The sequence below is a fragment of the Paenibacillus sp. IHB B 3084 genome, assembly GCF_001447315.1.
In the GTDB taxonomy this organism is placed as follows: Bacteria; Bacillota; Bacilli; order Paenibacillales; family Paenibacillaceae; genus Paenibacillus.
The window spans coordinates 4,845,952-4,863,690 of sequence record NZ_CP013203.1 but is presented as its reverse complement, the minus strand read 5'-3'; the positions used below and the strand labels follow the sequence as shown (position 1 = coordinate 4,863,690).

The following is a 17,739-nucleotide window of genomic DNA, read 5'->3' as shown; positions in this document are numbered from 1 at the left end:
CCATTTTCATGAGGTGTTCAGTTATACCCAAATCTGCACAGTATCTACGGATTTAAGCAAAAACGTTTGACTGGTCCTTAACACCACGCATTTTTTAACCCATAATGATTCGTTTTAAATTACGCTATTCTCTCATCATTATGCTTCCATCATTAACAGTTGGCGGGATAGCGCTTGCAGGCGTTCATGGCAGTTCTCGGCTCTGGTCGTATCTCCCTCTGTCATTGCCGTGAAAAGCTTCTCCAATTCATCATCGACTTGCATTCTGAGCAGCAGCAGTCGGGTCTCTCCCTCATTGGAAATATACATTTCCTCCATCTCCTGCGCTGACAGCACTGGTCCCTTCTGATAAATAACGCGTTGCTTAAAACCAGTAACCTCGACCAGACGAATGACCTCACCGAACAAAATATTTTCCACCAAAATATGATGGTCCTTGACTCTTTTGACAATGGCATGGCCTCGGGTGCTTCCAATCAGCTTTTCCAACCACTCAGCCAGCTTGGCATCGCGGATCACATAATCTCCGGCCAACTTGTAGTGTCCTGTACGTAATTGTTGAAAACGAAGCTTCACCAGCTTGCGCCCGGTTCTTACCGACAGCACCAGGTATGACTCATCCTCGCTCCAGTACAGCGAATACCCTTCCGATATCAAATCCTTGATCAGATTATGGATATGCCGACGGCTAAACCGGAGCTCCAGATTGCAATATTCTACCTCGCAGCCCTTGTTCACGGCATTCCCTCCTTTTTCAAGTCCGATTCAAGAAGTCCGGCTACAGCAAGCCTGCGGCTTTTCCGCTTGATCTTCCCTTGCTCTATTTTATACTTCATTTTATGTAAGGGTACTTGGTTATTTGACCTATTTTTATGAGTAACAACGCACAATCCTACTTTTGCCTTATGCGCTTGTCCCAAACCCGGCCTAAAGTCGGTCAAGCCTGCTGACGTTATGCTATAATCGGACATATTACGCCACACGAAATGGCTTAACCCAGTTACAGGAGGAAAACGTATGACGTTCAATGGATTTACAGCAAAGGACTTTGATGTTTTTGAAATACCGGGGCTGGAGCCTCGCATGGAGGTACTGATTGAACAGGTTCGACCCAAACTGGAAGCGATTGGTGCGGAGTTGGCTCCTTTCCTGACGGACTTGTGTGGCGAGCCTATGCACGTTCACGTTGCAAAGCATGCACGGCGCAAAGTAAATCCGCCCAAGGATTCCTGGGTAGCTTGGGCGGCAAACAAGCGTGGATACAAGGCGTTGCCACATTTTGAGGTAGGGATGTTTTCTTCTCATCTGTTCATCATTTTCGCAATTATTTATGAAAGCCCGAACAAAACCACGTTTGCCCAGGCACTCAAAGCCAATCTGAGCGATGTCCGCACTAGCCTACCGGATCATTTTTACTGGTCCATGGATCATATGGCCCCGGAAGGTACGGAGCAAAAGCAAATGGACGAGAAGGATTTTCAAACGATCATTGACAAGCTGCAACAGGTTAAAAAAGCCGAGGTCATGTGTGGTATCCGTATTGACCGGGAAGATCCACTCGCCAGCGACGGGGCTGCATTACTACAGGCAGTGCGTTCCACTTTTGAGCGTTTGCTGCCGCTGTACCGAATGGCTTTTCCGAAAGAGTAACCGGTATTGGCTAATCAAGCTACCAATCAGGCTTCAGCCGTCTTTCTGCGCGGATTACGTGCCAAAGCCAGATGACAGCCGAACATGAGCAGCATTACAACTCCGCTGATGATAAATGGAGCTGTGTGTCCTGCGCGGTCCCACAGCACTCCTGAAACGAGCGGACCGATGACCATACCTGAACCTTGGAGTGTCAGAAAAAAGCCCCATATCGTCGCTCGCTCGCTTTCTGGGATCAATTTGGCGAGGAACGTGTTCCATGCAGGCAAAATGAGCGCATAGCCCAAGCCGATAAGGGCTACGGATACAAACACAAGCGGAATGGATCGGACGGCGGAAAAGAAAAACAGCGTAATCCCGGCAAGTAAAAAACCGGCGTGCAGAAAGTATTCTGTTCCGAGCCGATCCACCAGCTTTCCGCAAGGAATAAGCGCCAGCACCGTTACCCCGCCGCCAGCAATTAGAAGTACACTGTACAAATTCGGCGAGATCCCGAGGTCCGTACGGGCGTACAGCGTCAATACCGGGCTGATTAGACCGATAACAAACGATTGCAAAAACAGCGCCGGGTAAATCAACGGGTTTACATTTAGTTTTGTTTTGAGTGTAATGATCGTCTCCTTGATTCCTCCCAGCAGCTTCAGCTTTTGTTTTGCAAGACCGTCGGAGGACACCAAAGCGCTCCGTTGCAGCGCTCCTTTGTCGGCAGACTCTTTCCGTCCGGGCAGCATTAGGGAGACCAACAACAGCACAATACTGCATCCTGTCAAAATCATAAACACCATTCCGTAAGAATGACCATAATGTGCCATAGCGAAATTCATAACAAGCGGCCCCATTCCTGTTCCGCCCATGGACGCAATTTCCAATGTGCCCATCGCCGCACCATTGCTGTTATTAGGCCCGGACATTTCGGTCGTTCCGGTCATAACACAAGGCCAGAGCGGAGAAGTACCCAGACCGAGCAGCAGACACGCGACGACGAGCCACACGGGCTCTGTCAGTACGCTCAGCATAATAATCGCTACAAGCGTAAACAACAGTGCGGTCGACATCGTTCCACGGTAGCCGAGCCGTTCAGCCATCCAGCCCGCCGGTGCCCGGAACGCATTGTCTCCAAAATACTGAAGCGAAAAGGCCAAACCAATAATCCCGGCCGACAAACCAAGCGTTTCTCCCATATATACCGGCAGGATGGATACCAGAAGAGATCCTTTCATAAATTCGACCAGAAATACCAAAACCCACAATTTAGTAAAAAAAGGAGTCCACAACCGCTGCAGAGCTTTTTTTCGTCCTATTTGCCTCATCTAATCCACATCCTCCACCTTCGTTTTTTGGCTATAAAGACCGGGTTCTCCGCCTACTCCACTCTTTCGTAAATAAATGCGCCCTCAACCGCTTGCATTCCTACTTCAAACTGCTATACTCAATTTTGTTCTATTATCACTTGCACAGGATTGTCGAAATCCTGCACGAAAGGTTGTGACAACACTAATGAATCAAAGCAACACCCCGCTTTTTACTGCTTTGAAGAAGCACGCTCAGAGCAACCCGGTTCAATTTCACATCCCAGGTCATAAAAAGGGAGTCGGAGCAGATCCGGAATTTCGCGAATTTATGGGGGATAATGCCTTTTCCATAGATATGATCAACATCGCTCCATTGGACGATCTGCATCAACCAACAGGTGTCATCGAAGAAGCCCAAAAGCTTGCAGCAGATGCCTTCGGAGCAGATTATACTTACTACAGTGTACAGGGGACAAGCGGAGCCATCATCACCATGATTATGTCCATTTGCTTGCCAGGTGATAAAATTATTGTACCCAGAAACGTACACAAATCCATAATGTCTGCCATTATCTTTGCTGGTGCAAAACCAGTATTCATTTCTCCAGTCAGTGATGAGAATCTCGGTATTCACCACGGGGTTACAACCAAGTCCGTACGCCGGGCATTGGAACGCCACCCTGACGCCAAGGGCGTCCTTGTTATCAACCCGACATATTACGGTGTGTGCGCCGACTTAAAAGAAATTGTAGATCTCGCTCACAGCTATAATGTGCCGGTCCTGGTCGATGAGGCTCACGGGGTACTGATTCATTTTCATCCTGATCTACCGATGTCCGCCATGGAGGCGGGAGCAGACATGTCAGCTACAAGCGTCCACAAGCTGGGCGGTTCCTTGACACAAAGCTCGATCTTGAATGTAAATACGAAAAACGGATACGTTAACCCACAGCGTGTACAAACGATTTTCAGTATGCTGACAACGACATCCACTTCGTATCTCCTGCTGGCTTCCTTGGACACATCCCGACGCAACCTAGCACTTAACGGTCATGAAATAGCACAACGCGCCCTTGATTTGGCGGAATATTGCCGCTCAGAGGTTAACAAGATTGAAGGGCTATATTGCTTTGGTAGTGAAATTCTCGGCACGGAAGCTACCCACGATTATGATCCAACTAAAATCACGGTTCATATCCGCCATTTGGGCCTTACCGGATACGATGTGGAAAATTGGCTGAGAGATCACTACAACATCGAGGTTGAGCTTAGCGATATGTACAATATTCTCTGTTTGGTGACCCCTGGTGATACCAAAGAGGAAATTGAAATTTTGTTGAAAGCTCTGCGTGAGCTGGCTTCTCTGCACTATTCCACAGGTCAGGAGCATGAGCTGGTTGTAAAGATACCGGAAATCCCTCAGCTCTCCCTCATTCCGAGAGACGCTTTTTATGGAGATACAGAAGTGGTACCATTCAAGGAATCTGCTGGACGCATTATTGCAGAATTCATTTATGTATATCCGCCAGGTATTCCGATCCTACTGCCGGGCGAAGTGATCTCACAGGACAATATTGATTATATTGTCGATCATGTGGAAGTAGGCCTGCCTGTAAAAGGGCCGGAGGACCGTACCGTACATCAAGTGAAGGTTATTGTTGAAACGGACGCCATTTCCTAATTATTCCTGATCCCTAACAAGTCTGGAAGGTCTTACAAGCATCCTAAAAAAGCTTAACAAAAAAAGCCCCCCAAACGGGGGCTTTTTCGTTACCTTACAAAGCTGCAACAGCCGTTAGGTCCAATACTATTCGTATTGGGCAACCAGCTCGCTGTAAGCCTCTTCAACACGTTTCCATTCATCTTCGTCCTCGATATTGTAAAGCACCATTTCTTCGTTTTCTTCTTCCATACGAAGAATAATGCCGTCTGCTTCAGGATTGCCGCGCTCCAGCAGGAGAGCGTAAACGTGATTTTCTACGTCAAAGGTCTCTACCAGCACCATTTCTACATCTTTGCCATTTTCATCAGTTAGCGTAAGAACCATTTCTTCATGTTCGTGGTCATGATCGTGGTTGCAGGCTTCACCGTGTTCATGTTTGTGATCACTCATGGAAATACCTACCTTCAAATTGTTTTATTTTCCCCCGTATCGTAACATGATCAAGGGTACAGGTCAATTTGTGGTATGCCTAATTTATCGCTGTAATGACTTTTTCGGACACCAGTGTATAGCTGCTGTCTTTACTTTCTTTAATGTAGAAACCGACCCGGTAATTCCCTGCTGTTTTAAAATCATACGTAAAGTCGTTTGTACGGAACCAAAAGTTATCCTTTTGTGCTCCGCTGATATCCTGGGACTGAATATCTTTCACGTTACCCGCCGGGTCAGTAATCGCTACCTTCACTCCGGAGATATCCGCTTTCAACGTATCAATCTGACTGAATACATTGAATTTCACTTTGTTGCCTTTATTCACGTTACCGAACACCGTATCGCCCTTAAACAAGAAAATGTGTACATTCGGTTGGTCGAAAACAACTTTTCCACCGGACGGATCAAAACTGACAATCCCGTTAAAATCCCGAATGGGCACATACGTTTTGCCGTCAATGACAACCGCGCCATCCTTCGACACCTCACCGTTAATAATCAGCTTCACTTGGTCCTTGGCGGATTCCGCCGAAATAACGGTCCCTCCCATTATCGAAAAGGCCATCACTAGGGCCATAACTTTTCTCCACTTCATCGCTAGATATCCCTCCATCATCATCTGTTAAATAACTTCTGTCTTACATTTATACCTAGCTCAGTTCCACAAGTTGCGCTGTGCTTCACAAATTGTCCAAAGTTTTTGATATGGCGTGAAATCTTTAATTTCTATCATCATCGATGGTAAGATACGACTGTAGAGGATTTATACACATTTAAGTCTGGAGGGTGAAATACGGATGAGCCTGACAATACAAATGCTAGGCACAGGCAGTGCCTTTGCCAAAAACTATTACAACAATAACGCACTGCTGGACAGCGGAGCAGGCAAGCTATTGATCGACTGCGGAACAACCGCTTCTCTGGCTCTGCACCGAATGGGCATTCAATTGCGTGAAATTGACGCCATTCTAATTACCCACATTCACGCCGATCATGTCGGAGGACTGGAAGAGTTTGGATTCCAAATGAACATCCTTTATGGTCGTAAACCCGTGCTTTATATCGCAAAACCGCTAATTCATCCATTATGGGAAAATACGCTCAAGGGCGGCATGTCACAGCAAGGCATGATTGACAAGCTGGAGGATGTGTTTGAGGTAAACGTGCTGACGCCTGGGGAATCTACCAGCTTAGTATCCGGCATCGAAATTGAACTCATTCCTACCCGTCATATCCCCGGTAAAGACAGCTACTCCCTGTTCATTAATGACCGTCTTTTTTATAGTGCGGATATGACCTTTGATCCCGGCCTGCTGAATCAACTGGTACACGAGCGGGGCTGTCGCAGCATTTTGCATGAGGTTCAATTACAGGGTGCCGGAGAAGTTCATACGACGTTGGACGAGCTACTCAGCTTGCCAATCCCACTTCAAGAGCGGATTCGTCTCATGCACTATAGTGACGACATGGAGCGATTCAGGGAAAAGGCTGGAGTCATGTCCTTTCTGGAGCAGCAGCGCGTATACAACATTGTTGATCTGGAACGCACAGAGCAATAATAATACTGGATACAAAGTGAAATAACAAAAAGCCGCCGGGTTTCCAACTGGAAAAAGAGCCCGGCGGCTTTGGCATATACTTGCGTGTAGTTATGTGCTTAGCGATAGATGCTTGAAATGAACGTCAGAACAACGGCAACTGATCCAAATTATTCGTAGGATCTCCATCAGCATCTCCGCGAATCCGTTTACTTCCATCCTTGGCTTTGAAAACATTGACCCCGGCAATCGAGCCTGCTTCAATTTCATTCAGAGCCTGACTGTAATCCAAAACCCGTCCGGTAGACGTCTGAAATGACATCAGATCACCATCACCGTTTTTACGTACTGCCGTAATTTGTTCCCGTTCTGCATTAGCCATGCTGCATCGCTCCTTATCCATAGTATAGTGGAGGAACTTTTACTAGCATGCACCCTATGCAGAATTATATGCATCTTTGTACTGCCACCTACAGCTTTTTGCGCATACGCACATGTGGAATCCCGGCATCGTCAAAAGGTTCTTCCGAAATCGTCTCGTAACCGAGCTTCTCGTAAAATTTTTCAGCTTGACATTGAGCATCCAGCAGCGAATGCCGTAACCCCAGCTCACGCGCACGTTCCTCCAGAGCCAGCAGTAATATACGTCCGTAACCCCCTGAACGATGCTCCTTGAGAACCGCAATACGTTGCATTTTAGCTGTATCTTCCTCATAGTAGGTCAAGCGTCCCGTTGCCACCATCTTACCATGATCAGAGATCAGCAAATGATGTGCAGTTTCCCCCAGCTTGTCATAATGGTCGATTTCTAGATCGAGAGGAACCTTTTGCTCTTCGACAAACACTTTGGTACGGATCAATATTGCCTCCCGTAGCTGCTCCTCTGTTGTTACACTTATAATTTCTGCGGCCATCATCCGCCCCCCTTATCATTGCTTCAATTTGCAAACTCACTAAATTTGAATTATATATAAAAATGGTAATGAAGTACAATCTAATTTCTATTTTTCTACTTTACATTTATCGTTAATACATGATATTATCTAATAACCGAAGGACGGTAGCTCAGCGGGAGAGCATTATCTTGACAGGGTAAGGGTCATGGGTTCGATCCCCATCCGTCCTATACGTCAAAAGCCTTGATGATCAAGGCTTTTTTGTTTATTTAGAGATCAATTGGGTACTATAAGAAGAGCAAAACAGATTAACTATACATATTGAGTCAATTGTTTAGCGATTCTTCGTTAATCATACTTAGAAGATAAAAAGCCGACCGGAAAATAGGGTCGGCTTTTCTGTATGCTCAGCTTAATATACACAGAATTCTTAGATTACGATATAAACAGCTCCGCTCTCATTGTCAATCTCCGTGGGGTAAGCGGTCACACATCCAGTATCCGGCTCTAGCACCCTTCCGGTGGTTAGGTCGATTTTCCAGTCATGGAGCGGACAATGGACTGCTGATCCACATATCATTCCTTCGGATAACCGTCCCCCTTTGTGCGGGCAACGATTCTCAAGCGCACGCACGCTGCCGTCGCTCAGGCGGAATACGGCTATCTCTGTATTATGAATGCGAACTGTCCTTGCTCCACGTCGGTCAATTTCGTTCAGATCGGCTATCCTGATTCTGCTGGTTGTGGTGTTGGTCTCCATTGTAATCAGCCCCCTATTCCGTTACTGGCTTAAGCTCTGGCAGCCGCACAAAATTCTTGCGTAGCTCTTCGTTATGAATGATTTCGTGCCACGGATCAGTCGTCGTGCTTAGCGTTTCCTCAATTCTGCTCACCAGTTGCTGTCTCGTCTCCTCATTCGCAAGTGCCTGCTTGATGGATTCCAACCCGACTCGTTCCACCCAGTGGGCTGTACGCTCGTTCCAATTCGCCTGCTCACGATAATATTGCAAGTAAGCACCGGTCCATTCCATCACTTCATCCTCCGTTTTAACGGTACAAAGCAGTTCAGCCGCCCGTACCTTAATACCGCCGTTACCCCCGACGTAGATCCCCCAGCCACCGTCAATAGCGACGACGCCCAAATCCTTGATCGTCGCTTCGGCGCAGTTCCGCGGACAACCAGACACAGCCAGTTTAACTTTGGATGGCGCATTCAGACGTTCAAATGCCTTTTCCAACCGGATGCCCATGCCCATAGCGTCCTGAGTGCCGAAGCGGCAAAAGGTGTTACCGACGCATGTCTTAACCGTTCGCAGCGTCTTCCCGTAGGCATGCCCAGACGGCATATCCAACTCGGACCAGATACCCGGCAAATCCTCCTTTTTCACACCAAGCAGGTCAAGACGTTGTCCGCCCGTAAATTTCACCAGAGGCACATTGTATTTCTCCGCGACAGCAGCAATTTTCTTCAAGTCCGCAGGTGAAGTAACTCCTCCGTAAATACGGGGTACGACGGAATATGTGCCGTCTTTCTGGATATTGGCATGGTACCGTTCATTGGTGAATCTGGATTCCTTTTCATCTGCGTATTCCATCGGCCACAGCATACCAAGATAATAATTGAGAGCCGGGCGGCATTTGGTGCAGCCTTCCGGTTCGTTCCATCCCAGCACATTAATAACTTCTTTGACGCTCTTCAATCCCATTTCCCGAATGCCATCAATGATCGCTTCCCGGTCAAGCGTCGTACAACCACAAATCCCCTCTTTAATCGTTTCTCCGGTTTCTGCGCCTGCGTATAGCTGTAAGAGTCCCTCCACTAATGGCTTGCAGCCGCCGCATGATGCCGATGCTTTCGTGCAGGCCTTAATCTCCCCAAGGCTCCGGCAGCCAGCCGCAACCGCCTCACCGATGTCACCCTTGGATACACCATTACATCCGCATACAATTTCGTCATCTGGCATTTGCTCCAGCATCATGGAGCCACTTGCTTCTGGTTGGCCTGGATTGAAGCCGAGCAATAGCTCTTTCTCACGGCCAACCACCGACTCGCCACTTTTGATCAGAGAAAACAACATAGCTCCGTCAGACGTATCCCCAAACAGGACGGCTCCGATCAGTTTTTCTTCCTTGATGACGATTTTTTTGTAGACGCCGCCAATATCATCCTGATATCGAAGGGAACGCGTTCCCGGCTCGTCCTTATAGCACCCTGCGGAAAATACGTCTACGCCCGATACCTTCAGTCTCGTCGAAATGACGGAACCACTATAGCCGGGAGTCTCCATTCCCGCGAGCCGCTGGGCCAGCACACCACCCTGTTCATATAATGGAGCCACCAGGCCGTAGGTAATTCCCTGGTGTTCTGCACATTCGCCAACGGCGTATATGCCGGGGATGCCTGTTTCCATGTAATCATTTACGATAATGCCGCGATTTACTGGGATTCCCGCCGACATCGCCAGTTCAATGTCTGGTAAGATGCCTACCGCCATAACGATCAGATCCGCTTCCAGCTCACTGCCGTCGGCAAATTTCAATCCTTCCACGCGGCGACGGCCCGTAATAGCCGCCGTCCGCTTATTGACCAGAAAAGTCATTCCCTGCTCCTCCAGCTCGCGCCTTAGCATAAGGGAAGCTGCCTCATCCAGTTGCCGATCCATAATATGTTCGTGAATATGAATAACCGTAACATCCATCCCTAAGTTGAGCAGCCCCCTGGCTGCCTCTAGCCCAAGCAATCCGCCGCCGATGACGGCTGCTTTTTTGTGCGTCTTCGCCGTCTCCATCATCGTTTCACAGTCACGGATATCCCGGAAGCCGATAACACCATCCTTGTCGGCTCCTGGAAGCGGCAGAATGAAGGCTTTGGAGCCTGTTGCCAACAACAGCAAATCATAAGAGACGCATACGCCGGAGCGTGACATCACCTGCCGCTTTTCCGTGTCGATAGCTGTGACAGGATCCCCTGTATACAACCGGATATGATTGTCTTCATACCAACTCCAGTCGTTGATGACAATATCCTGCAAACCAGCCCCTCCAGCCAAAACGGAGGACAGCATGATCCGGTTATAGTTCGGATGAGGCTCGGCCCCGAATACCGTAATGTCATAGGCACCCGGAGCAATCTTCAGCAAATGTTCGAGGGTGCGTATCCCCGCCATTCCGTTGCCGACCAGCACTAACTTTTTGATGTGGTTCATCAGGTCACTCCCCTTCCATTCATATCCTCAAAACATAAAAAGCCTGCTTCACATAGGGGAATTCAAAACATCCCTCCACATGCGAAAACAGGCTCCATTGCCGTTTCATCGAATACACCGTTGTATCCATCAGAGTATGGAATTAAAAAGTACTGTAGCCAATATATAATGATTCAAGTTAGATGTCAATATTCCTTACGCGTTATCTTATGAAAAATTATATTTTATCATCATGTAACATATTTATGACGTATAAAATATCACTTTGTTATAAAGTTTGGATTGATTTTCAGACGAAAACACGCCAAAATGGATTAAAAGTTCGTTCTCACTTGATAATGATCAAAAAAATACGTAGACAGACAAAAACCTATGTCATGTTTGTTATCAGGAAATACCATCCGACTTCCCCATCGCTAACTACCTTTATGTTACAGAAAGGAGGAGCCCGCTTGCGTTCCTTGTTGGTAATTCACTCACATTCAGAGCATGTATCCGGGCAGGCGCACGCCGTTTCCTCACGGCAGGCAGGGCCTGAGCACCTTTTGGAGTCCAACGGATATGTGACGCTACCCTGCCGTGATGCATCTGAAATTAAACAGCTAATTCATGATGCGGATGCGGCTGTACTGAATATACCTGTCGGTGCCATCAGCACATGGTCCGGCAGGCTGGAGCAAGCCAAAGCAATCCCACTGCTCTGGTGGTGCAGCCCGGAATCTGCTCTGTCATCGACGGAATCCTGTGAAGCCAATGTTCCCGTCGACGGCATTTTAATCCCTGCTATGGCAGCACATGAGCTGAATTGGGCTCTTCACTTTAGCGCCAAGCGCTTTTTCGAACGCCAGCACTGGCTAAGTGAACGTAAACAACTGACCGCTCGGCTGGAAGAGCGCAAATGGATTGACATGGCCAAAGGAATACTTGGCGAAGTAAACGGCATTCCGGAAGCGGAAGCATACGATCTGCTGCGAAAAAAAGCAATGAATGAGCGCAAGCGGATCGTTGATGTGGCCATCTCCATCGTCAAAGCACAGCAAATGCTAAAGGCATAGATTTGAAAGGGGCCCTTAATATGAACATTATTGAAATATTAAAAGAGGTTGGACGTGGCAAAAGAGGCGCCCGGGATTTGAATTACATCGAAGCCGAAGCCGCTGCCGAGCTTATTATGACCCGGTCGGCAACACCTGCACAAATCGGGGCCTTCTTTGCCGCGGAACGCATCAAAATGGAGAGCATCGCCGAGCTGGAAGCATTCGTCAACGTCTGTCGCAAATACGCCCATCGCTTCCCGATGCAGGAGGGTATAGATTTCGCAGGTCCCTACGATGGCAGAAAATCATCATTTATCTCCACCTTTGCCACCGCTTTTCTAGTTGCCGCGCACGGGGTCCCGGTGACAATGCACGGAAGTGCGCCCCTTCCTCCCAAATGGGGTATTACACTCCCCCTTTTGCTGCAGGAAATAGGGATAACATCTGAAAACATGACACACGAAACCGCCATTCACGCCGCAAAGCTGACAGGCGTATTATTCGCAACCTCCGAGCAGTGGTGCACACCTCTGAGAGAGCTGCGTACTATTCGCGAAGAGCTAGGGCTGCGCACGGTGCTGAACACAGCTGAGAAATTGGTTGATTACGGTGCTTCTCCGTATATCGTATTCGGCGTTTTCCACAACACTGTGTTCGACAAAACGGCGAAACTGATGCAAAAACTGAATTACCGCAGGGCTCTAATCGTCCAGGGAAGCGAAGGATCGGAGGACCTGTTCATCGACCGACCGACCCGGACTTACCTGCTTGCTAACGGAGAAGTGTCACTGCAGGTTATTGATCCGGAAATGTACGGGCTGGATTCGGTGGTACCAGAGCATAACTGGACCCCCGCTGAGCAGCTGCGCATAACGGAGGAAGTGCTACAAGGCACAGCTCCTATAGCTTTTTCGAATCAAGTGCTACTCAACGGCGCGGTCCGGCTGTTCGTTGCAGGGCGAGTCGACTCCGTAGAGGAGGGTTTGTACACCTGCAAACCGCTGCTGGAAAACGGGGCCGCCTGGGATTTGTATTGTCGCTGGCGTGAAGCTATGCTCAGAAAAGAAATAAAAACGGGAGCCAGCATATCCGAAACCCGATTGCATTTATAGTACGAGCATCACGCAGTCTAGCGATTGTGGATCATAAACTGAACAGGTCAAAAGGCCAGCTCCTGCACTCATATCAGGGGCTGGCCTTTTATGCAAAGAAAAAGGAATGCTGTAGAACTAAAACCATTCACCACTATCTGCACTGATCGATTCTACAGCCAGGTGGAGAGGACGGATGCGTACAGCAGCCGTTTTAAAGCCGGGCATTCGGCAGAACGGATCAAGGTCTGCTCGGGTCGCCCGGTTTACATTTTGCGCCCCGCCCCAATGCATGGGTACGAAGAGCGTGTCTTCACGGATATGTGGCCTGATTCGGCTGCGCACCGTGAAGCTTCCGCGCTGTGAGGTGATTTCTACCCACTCCCCGTCCCTGATATGCCAGCGCCGCGCTGTACGTGGATGAATTCCCACAAAGTTTTCAATCTCACGCGCAGTCAGCGACGGACTTCTGCGCGTTTGTACGCCTGTCAAATAGTGAGCCAGCACGCGTCCGTTCGTCAAAATAAGTGGGTATTCCTCTGACGTCTCCTCTCCTGCTTCACGGCTTTCAACCACCGTAAAAACCGCCCTTTGATCGGAAAGAGCAAAACTTTCCCGAAACATCGTATCCATACCCGCTTCGTCCAAAGACGGACATGGCCAATATACCCCTTCCTCACGACGCAACCTGCTGTACGTGATCCCGTAATAATCGGCAGGACCGCCCCGGCTGGCAAATCGCAGTTCTTCAAAGATATGCTCGGCATCTTTGTACGAGAAGTAGCTCCCCTTGTCCAGCCTCGCAGCCATTTGACATAAAATACTCCAGTCATCTCTAGCCTCGCCCGGCGCGGGCCTCGCCGCTTCCCGCAACAGAACACGGCCCTCCAGATTGGTCATCGTCCCCGTATTCTCCAGATAAGATGTTACAGGCAAAACAATGTCGGCCATCTGCGCTGTTTCAGTAAGGAACATATCCGCTACAACCAAAAGATTCAGCTTTTTCAGTCCTTCCTCCACCAGTCGGACATTCGGATTAGATACGACAGGATTGGACCCCATCACGAACAGAGCTTGAATTTCTCTCTGATGAACTAGCTCCATCATTTCATAGGCCGACACTCCTTTTCCCGGCAAACTGCCCGGTTCAACTCCCCAGACTGACGCTACATAGGCCCGATCCTCTTGATTCTCAATCGATCTGTAGCCGGGGAGCTGGTCCGCCTTCTGACCGTGTTCCCGCCCCCCTTGCCCGTTACCCTGGCCCGTGATGGCCCCATAACCGCATCCTTCCCTTCCAATCTTGCCGGTGGCCAGCACCAGATTAAGAAATGCACGTACTGCCATATGTCCATCCGTCTGCTGCTCGACGCCTCTGGCCGTAAAAACGATCCCCGTCCCTACACTGCCAAAGGCACGCGCAGCCTGTCGGATCACCTCCGGCTCAATTCCGCACAGCGCGGCCGAATCGTTCAGATCTACACCGTTCAAATGAGTCAACAGCTGCTCGAACCCGTTAGTCCGCTTGCGGATAAACTCTTCATTCGCAAATCCTTCATCCACGATGACCTTTAGCATGGCATTGGCCAGCACAGCATCCGTACCTGGCTTGATTTGCAGGTGCAGATCGGCGGCCGCCGCCGTTGGTGTCGCGCGCGGGTCAATTACGATGACAAACGCGCCATTTTCCTTCGCCTGGTGAAAATAAGGCATTAACGTCGGTTGACATTCAGCAATATTCGTACCTGCGAGCACAATACACTGAGCTAACGGAATATCTGCCAACCTGCAGGTCAGTCCGCGGTCAACGCCAAACACCTTGCTGCCAGCGGATGCCGCAGCCGACATGCAGAAGCGCCCGTTATAATCGATATAACGCGTACCTACAGCCACTCTGGCAAATTTACCGAGCAAATAAGCCGTTTCATTGGATAGCGAACCTCCGCCGTAAATGCCGATTGCATCGGGACCCTGCGTGGACAGCAGCGAAGAGAATCTGCTAGCTACAGTATCCATCGCCTCTTCCCACGTGACTGGAACAAGTCTGCCCGCTTTGCGCATGAGGGGCTGTACCAGCCTTTCCGCATGAGTTGCATGCTGATGTGCATTCATTCCCTTGATGCACAGCCTACCCTGCGAGGCTGCATTAGGTTTCCCTTCCGCCTTATACACTGTACGGATGATACCCGCGAGTGTCTCCGTACACGTACTAACGGTCATCTTACATTGCACGCTACAAAACGGGCACTGTGTATCCATAACTGCCGGTGCGTGTAGCCCACCTTCCGGTTTGCCTTCTCCTGACTGACACATAAAGTCTCCCCTCTCCATTCTTCACAACTTTATTGTCTGCACACGCACGAATCGCTACAATTCCTGCTTAACCAGTTACCCTGTCCGCATTGTAGTCGCGCAGGCTGCCCGCCAGTCCACTTCGAAGAGCTGCGTCGAGTACGCTTTCCCGCAGCACCAAAACGTCAGTCCGTTCAATCCACTCCCACATTTTTTCCCCATATCGTGCGTTATGCCGATATATTTGCAAGCAAGCAGTAGCCATTAAGACCGCTTCTTCCGGGTCCTCCTCCACTCCAAGCAGCCGTCCCTGGCGAACCGGATGCTCCGCATGACCACCAGCATAAACCTCCCAGCCTGCTGGCGATCGGGATAGCCCCATGTCGTGGACAAGCACACCTCCGGGATACTCCGGTCCCGGGCAAACTGCAATTGCAATCGGCGACGGCAACGCGCGGCTTCCCCAGACAGTCGACAGCCGTTCTCTCATCCAGGCTACTTCTACCAAAGCCTCGCCGCGCATCAGAATTGGCTTAGAAAGTGTCTGATTCTCGGCATTCAGGCCCATAAAACGCAGACCGACAAAGGCTGGTTCTCCGCCGTGCTGTGCGGCGGACTGGATCGCAACACCTGCGACTAATTGGCTTGACGCAGATCTATCCCGCAACCCGAGAGATTCCAAGTAATAAAGTACAGCCGGACGGCATAATTCACACCCCTGCTGTCTGGCCCAGCCGAGACGGGACACGACTTCCGCTGGAGTCCGACAGACTGCGGCCGCCATAGCTGTCTTAAGCGAATCATGATCGTAATGCGTACATTCGCACACAGGAACAACTTCTTGGGCGGTCGGAGTAACTACAGCTCCGGAAACTGCCGATCGGGACAAAGCATTTTTGACCAGTGCAGCCACCAGCGGTCGACAGCCCCCACAGGAACCGGATGCTTTTGTCCGGCTCCTCACCTCTTCCACCGTCTTTAGCTTATCTGTAGTGATCGCTCGCAAAATAGTCCCCTTGCTCACGCTGTTGCACGCACATACCGTCTCCTCTTCCGGCAGCGCGGCGGCCGCTTCCTCCGCTCTGCTCACACCTCTATCTTGTGAAGTAAGCTCTGCAGTCGGTGCGCCGCGCCGCACCATTCCAAGCAGCGAGGTACTTTCCGCCGTATCTCCGAACAAAATAGCGCCGGTGACTGCGCCATTACGCATCATCACTTTTTTGTAAATCCCCCGCATACCGTCATATTCCATCACCGCTGTCTCGTTTCCCTCTTCGCGAATGTCTCCTGCTGAAAACACATGGATCCCTGCAACCTTAAGCTGCGCATACGGGACCGACCCTTCATAGGGAGCCGTTTCACGGCCACAAATGACTTTTGCCAACACTTTACCCTGCTCATATAGCGGCGCCACCAGCCCATATGAAATCCCCCGATGCTCAGCGCATTCGCCGACTGCGTAAATACCGGGAATACTTGTGCGCATATAATCATCCACGACAATGGCACGGTTGACTGTCAGACCGCTGTCCTGCACTAATTCGGTATTCGGCTGGATGCCAACCGCCAGCACAACCAAATCCGTTTGCAGTCTCTTTCCGTCCGCAAACATCAGTCCCTGCGCCCTGTTCCGACCCATAATGTTGACTGTTTCCTTTGCCAATTGAAACCGCATTCCCTGTTGCTCCAGCTTCCGTTGCAAAAGCACAGCCGCCGTCCGGTCAAGCTGACGGTTCATAAGATACTGGGCATTATGGACAACTTCGGCTTCCATTCCGAGATTCAGCAGGCCTTGAGCGGCTTCAAGACCCAACAGCCCCCCTCCAATGACTGTGGCCTTCCCGTACCTTTTGGCATATTCAGCCATTGTTTCACAGTCCCCCACATCACGAAAAGCGATGACTCCCTGTTTCCGAGCTCCGGGGATGGGAGGTATGAAAGGCAATGAACCAGTTGCCAGTATGAGAATGTCGTACGGTTCTTTAATGCCCGATTCCGTTTCCACCATACTGGCTGCAATATCAATGCGACAGACACGTTCGCCAGCGCACAGCCTTACTCCGTTCTCTTCATACCAATCCCAGTTATGGGTAATAATATGTTCGAATGAACTTTCACCCTGTAGCATTTTGGACAGGAGCACTCGGTTGTACCCGGGATGTGGCTCTGCACCAAATATCGTGATTTGGAACCGCTCTGGCTCCAGATTGAGTATTTCCTCCACACATTTGATACCTGCCATACCGTTGCCGACGACGACCAGTCTTTTCATCATATTAAACCAGCCCCATTCTCCGAATAAAATAAGACAGAAAAAGCCCTTCTCCATTCATAGGAAAAGGGCACCGTTGCCGCAAATGTCGGCACACCGTTGTGCCGATATGTACCTAAGATTAATGAATTGTGAATGTCATGTCAATATTCAATACATAAAATCTGCATTATTGTCTTTTTTTTATTTTTCGTGTTATGTATATTGACATTTATCGCATCGTTTTTTATAATCTGGATTAAAATCACTCGAACGTGATCGTATCAAGTTGACGCACAATGTGGTGTGTCAGTTACGGCAATGAAGCCGC

15 protein-coding genes and 1 tRNA gene are annotated in these 17,739 nt (G+C 49.4%); 6 read left to right on the top strand and 10 right to left on the bottom strand.

Translation table 11 applies throughout. The features are described 5' to 3' along the window. Nucleotides 1-138: 138 nt before the first annotated feature. The gene (locus ASL14_RS22760; RefSeq protein ID WP_044648634.1) at nucleotides 139-738 is read right to left on the bottom strand and encodes a hypothetical protein; all 600 of its coding nucleotides are present in this window, start codon (nucleotides 736-738) and stop codon (nucleotides 139-141) included. Between the two features lie 279 nt (nucleotides 739-1,017). Here ASL14_RS22760 and ASL14_RS22750 point away from each other — a divergent pair, with 279 nt between their 5' ends. After that, nucleotides 1,018-1,650 (top strand): YktB family protein, encoded by a 633-nt coding sequence (locus ASL14_RS22750; protein WP_134913577.1) that lies wholly within the window; start codon nucleotides 1,018-1,020, stop codon nucleotides 1,648-1,650. A 26-nt stretch (nucleotides 1,651-1,676) separates the two neighbouring features. Here the strand turns inward: ASL14_RS22750 and ASL14_RS22745 are convergent, their stop codons facing one another. Next, nucleotides 1,677-2,960 (bottom strand): MFS transporter, encoded by a 1,284-nt coding sequence (locus ASL14_RS22745; protein WP_134913576.1) that lies wholly within the window; start codon nucleotides 2,958-2,960, stop codon nucleotides 1,677-1,679. 187 nt (nucleotides 2,961-3,147) lie between these two features. Here ASL14_RS22745 and ASL14_RS22740 point away from each other — a divergent pair, with 187 nt between their 5' ends. Next, nucleotides 3,148-4,623 (top strand): aminotransferase class I/II-fold pyridoxal phosphate-dependent enzyme, encoded by a 1,476-nt coding sequence (locus tag ASL14_RS22740; protein WP_134913574.1) that lies wholly within the window; start codon nucleotides 3,148-3,150, stop codon nucleotides 4,621-4,623. Nucleotides 4,624-4,749: 126 nt separating this feature from the next. Here ASL14_RS22740 and ASL14_RS22735 read toward each other — a convergent pair whose 3' ends face one another. Both ASL14_RS22735 and ASL14_RS22730 read right to left on the bottom strand, forming a co-directional pair. Further along, nucleotides 4,750-5,055 carry a DUF1292 domain-containing protein gene (locus ASL14_RS22735; RefSeq protein WP_025684269.1) on the bottom strand — a complete coding sequence of 102 codons (306 nt, stop codon included), beginning with the start codon at nucleotides 5,053-5,055 and terminating at the stop codon, nucleotides 4,750-4,752. A 79-nt stretch (nucleotides 5,056-5,134) separates the two neighbouring features. Next, nucleotides 5,135-5,692: a copper amine oxidase gene (locus ASL14_RS22730; protein ID WP_134913572.1), complete on the bottom strand. Its 558-nt coding sequence runs from the start codon at nucleotides 5,690-5,692 to the stop codon at nucleotides 5,135-5,137. A 202-nt stretch (nucleotides 5,693-5,894) separates the two neighbouring features. On the opposite strand from ASL14_RS22730, the gene ASL14_RS22725 reads away from it, so the two are divergent. Next, complete coding sequence (locus ASL14_RS22725; RefSeq protein ID WP_134913570.1) at nucleotides 5,895-6,656, top strand: MBL fold metallo-hydrolase; 762 nt, start codon at nucleotides 5,895-5,897, stop codon at nucleotides 6,654-6,656. A gap of 124 nt (nucleotides 6,657-6,780) precedes the next feature. Here ASL14_RS22725 and ASL14_RS22720 read toward each other — a convergent pair whose 3' ends face one another. Together ASL14_RS22720 and ASL14_RS22715 are read right to left on the bottom strand one after the other, a co-directional pair. Then, nucleotides 6,781-7,017 (bottom strand): DUF3892 domain-containing protein, encoded by a 237-nt coding sequence (locus ASL14_RS22720; RefSeq protein WP_025684272.1) that lies wholly within the window; start codon nucleotides 7,015-7,017, stop codon nucleotides 6,781-6,783. Between the two features lie 88 nt (nucleotides 7,018-7,105). Then, entirely contained in the window at nucleotides 7,106-7,549 is a 444-nt protein-coding gene (locus tag ASL14_RS22715) for a GNAT family N-acetyltransferase (protein ID WP_134914613.1), read from the bottom strand. A gap of 140 nt (nucleotides 7,550-7,689) precedes the next feature. On the opposite strand from ASL14_RS22715, the gene ASL14_RS22710 reads away from it, so the two are divergent. Beyond that, nucleotides 7,690-7,761, top strand: a tRNA-Val gene (locus tag ASL14_RS22710). 200 nt (nucleotides 7,762-7,961) lie between these two features. On the opposite strand, the gene nirD is transcribed toward ASL14_RS22710, so the two are convergent. Beyond that, on the bottom strand, nucleotides 7,962-8,291 hold the full coding sequence (gene nirD / locus ASL14_RS22705; RefSeq protein ID WP_134913568.1) for a nitrite reductase small subunit NirD: 330 nt from the start codon (nucleotides 8,289-8,291) through the stop codon (nucleotides 7,962-7,964). 13 nt (nucleotides 8,292-8,304) lie between these two features. Then, nucleotides 8,305-10,737 (bottom strand): nitrite reductase large subunit NirB, encoded by a 2,433-nt coding sequence (gene nirB, locus ASL14_RS22700; protein WP_134913566.1) that lies wholly within the window; start codon nucleotides 10,735-10,737, stop codon nucleotides 8,305-8,307. Between the two features lie 452 nt (nucleotides 10,738-11,189). On the opposite strand from nirB (ASL14_RS22700), the gene ASL14_RS22695 reads away from it, so the two are divergent. After that, the gene (locus ASL14_RS22695) at nucleotides 11,190-11,792 is read left to right on the top strand and encodes an ANTAR domain-containing response regulator (RefSeq protein ID WP_134913564.1); all 603 of its coding nucleotides are present in this window, start codon (nucleotides 11,190-11,192) and stop codon (nucleotides 11,790-11,792) included. A gap of 20 nt (nucleotides 11,793-11,812) precedes the next feature. Continuing rightward, nucleotides 11,813-12,886, top strand: a complete 1,074-nt coding sequence (locus ASL14_RS22690) for an anthranilate phosphoribosyltransferase (protein WP_134913562.1) — start codon at nucleotides 11,813-11,815, stop codon at nucleotides 12,884-12,886. A gap of 117 nt (nucleotides 12,887-13,003) precedes the next feature. Here ASL14_RS22690 and nasC read toward each other — a convergent pair whose 3' ends face one another. Beyond that, nucleotides 13,004-15,178, bottom strand: a complete 2,175-nt coding sequence (nasC, locus tag ASL14_RS22685) for an assimilatory nitrate reductase catalytic subunit NasC (RefSeq protein ID WP_134913560.1) — start codon at nucleotides 15,176-15,178, stop codon at nucleotides 13,004-13,006. Nucleotides 15,179-15,245: 67 nt separating this feature from the next. Then, complete coding sequence (gene nirB, locus ASL14_RS22680; RefSeq protein ID WP_134913559.1) at nucleotides 15,246-17,432, bottom strand: nitrite reductase large subunit NirB; 2,187 nt, start codon at nucleotides 17,430-17,432, stop codon at nucleotides 15,246-15,248. Nucleotides 17,433-17,739: the final 307 nt, after the last annotated feature.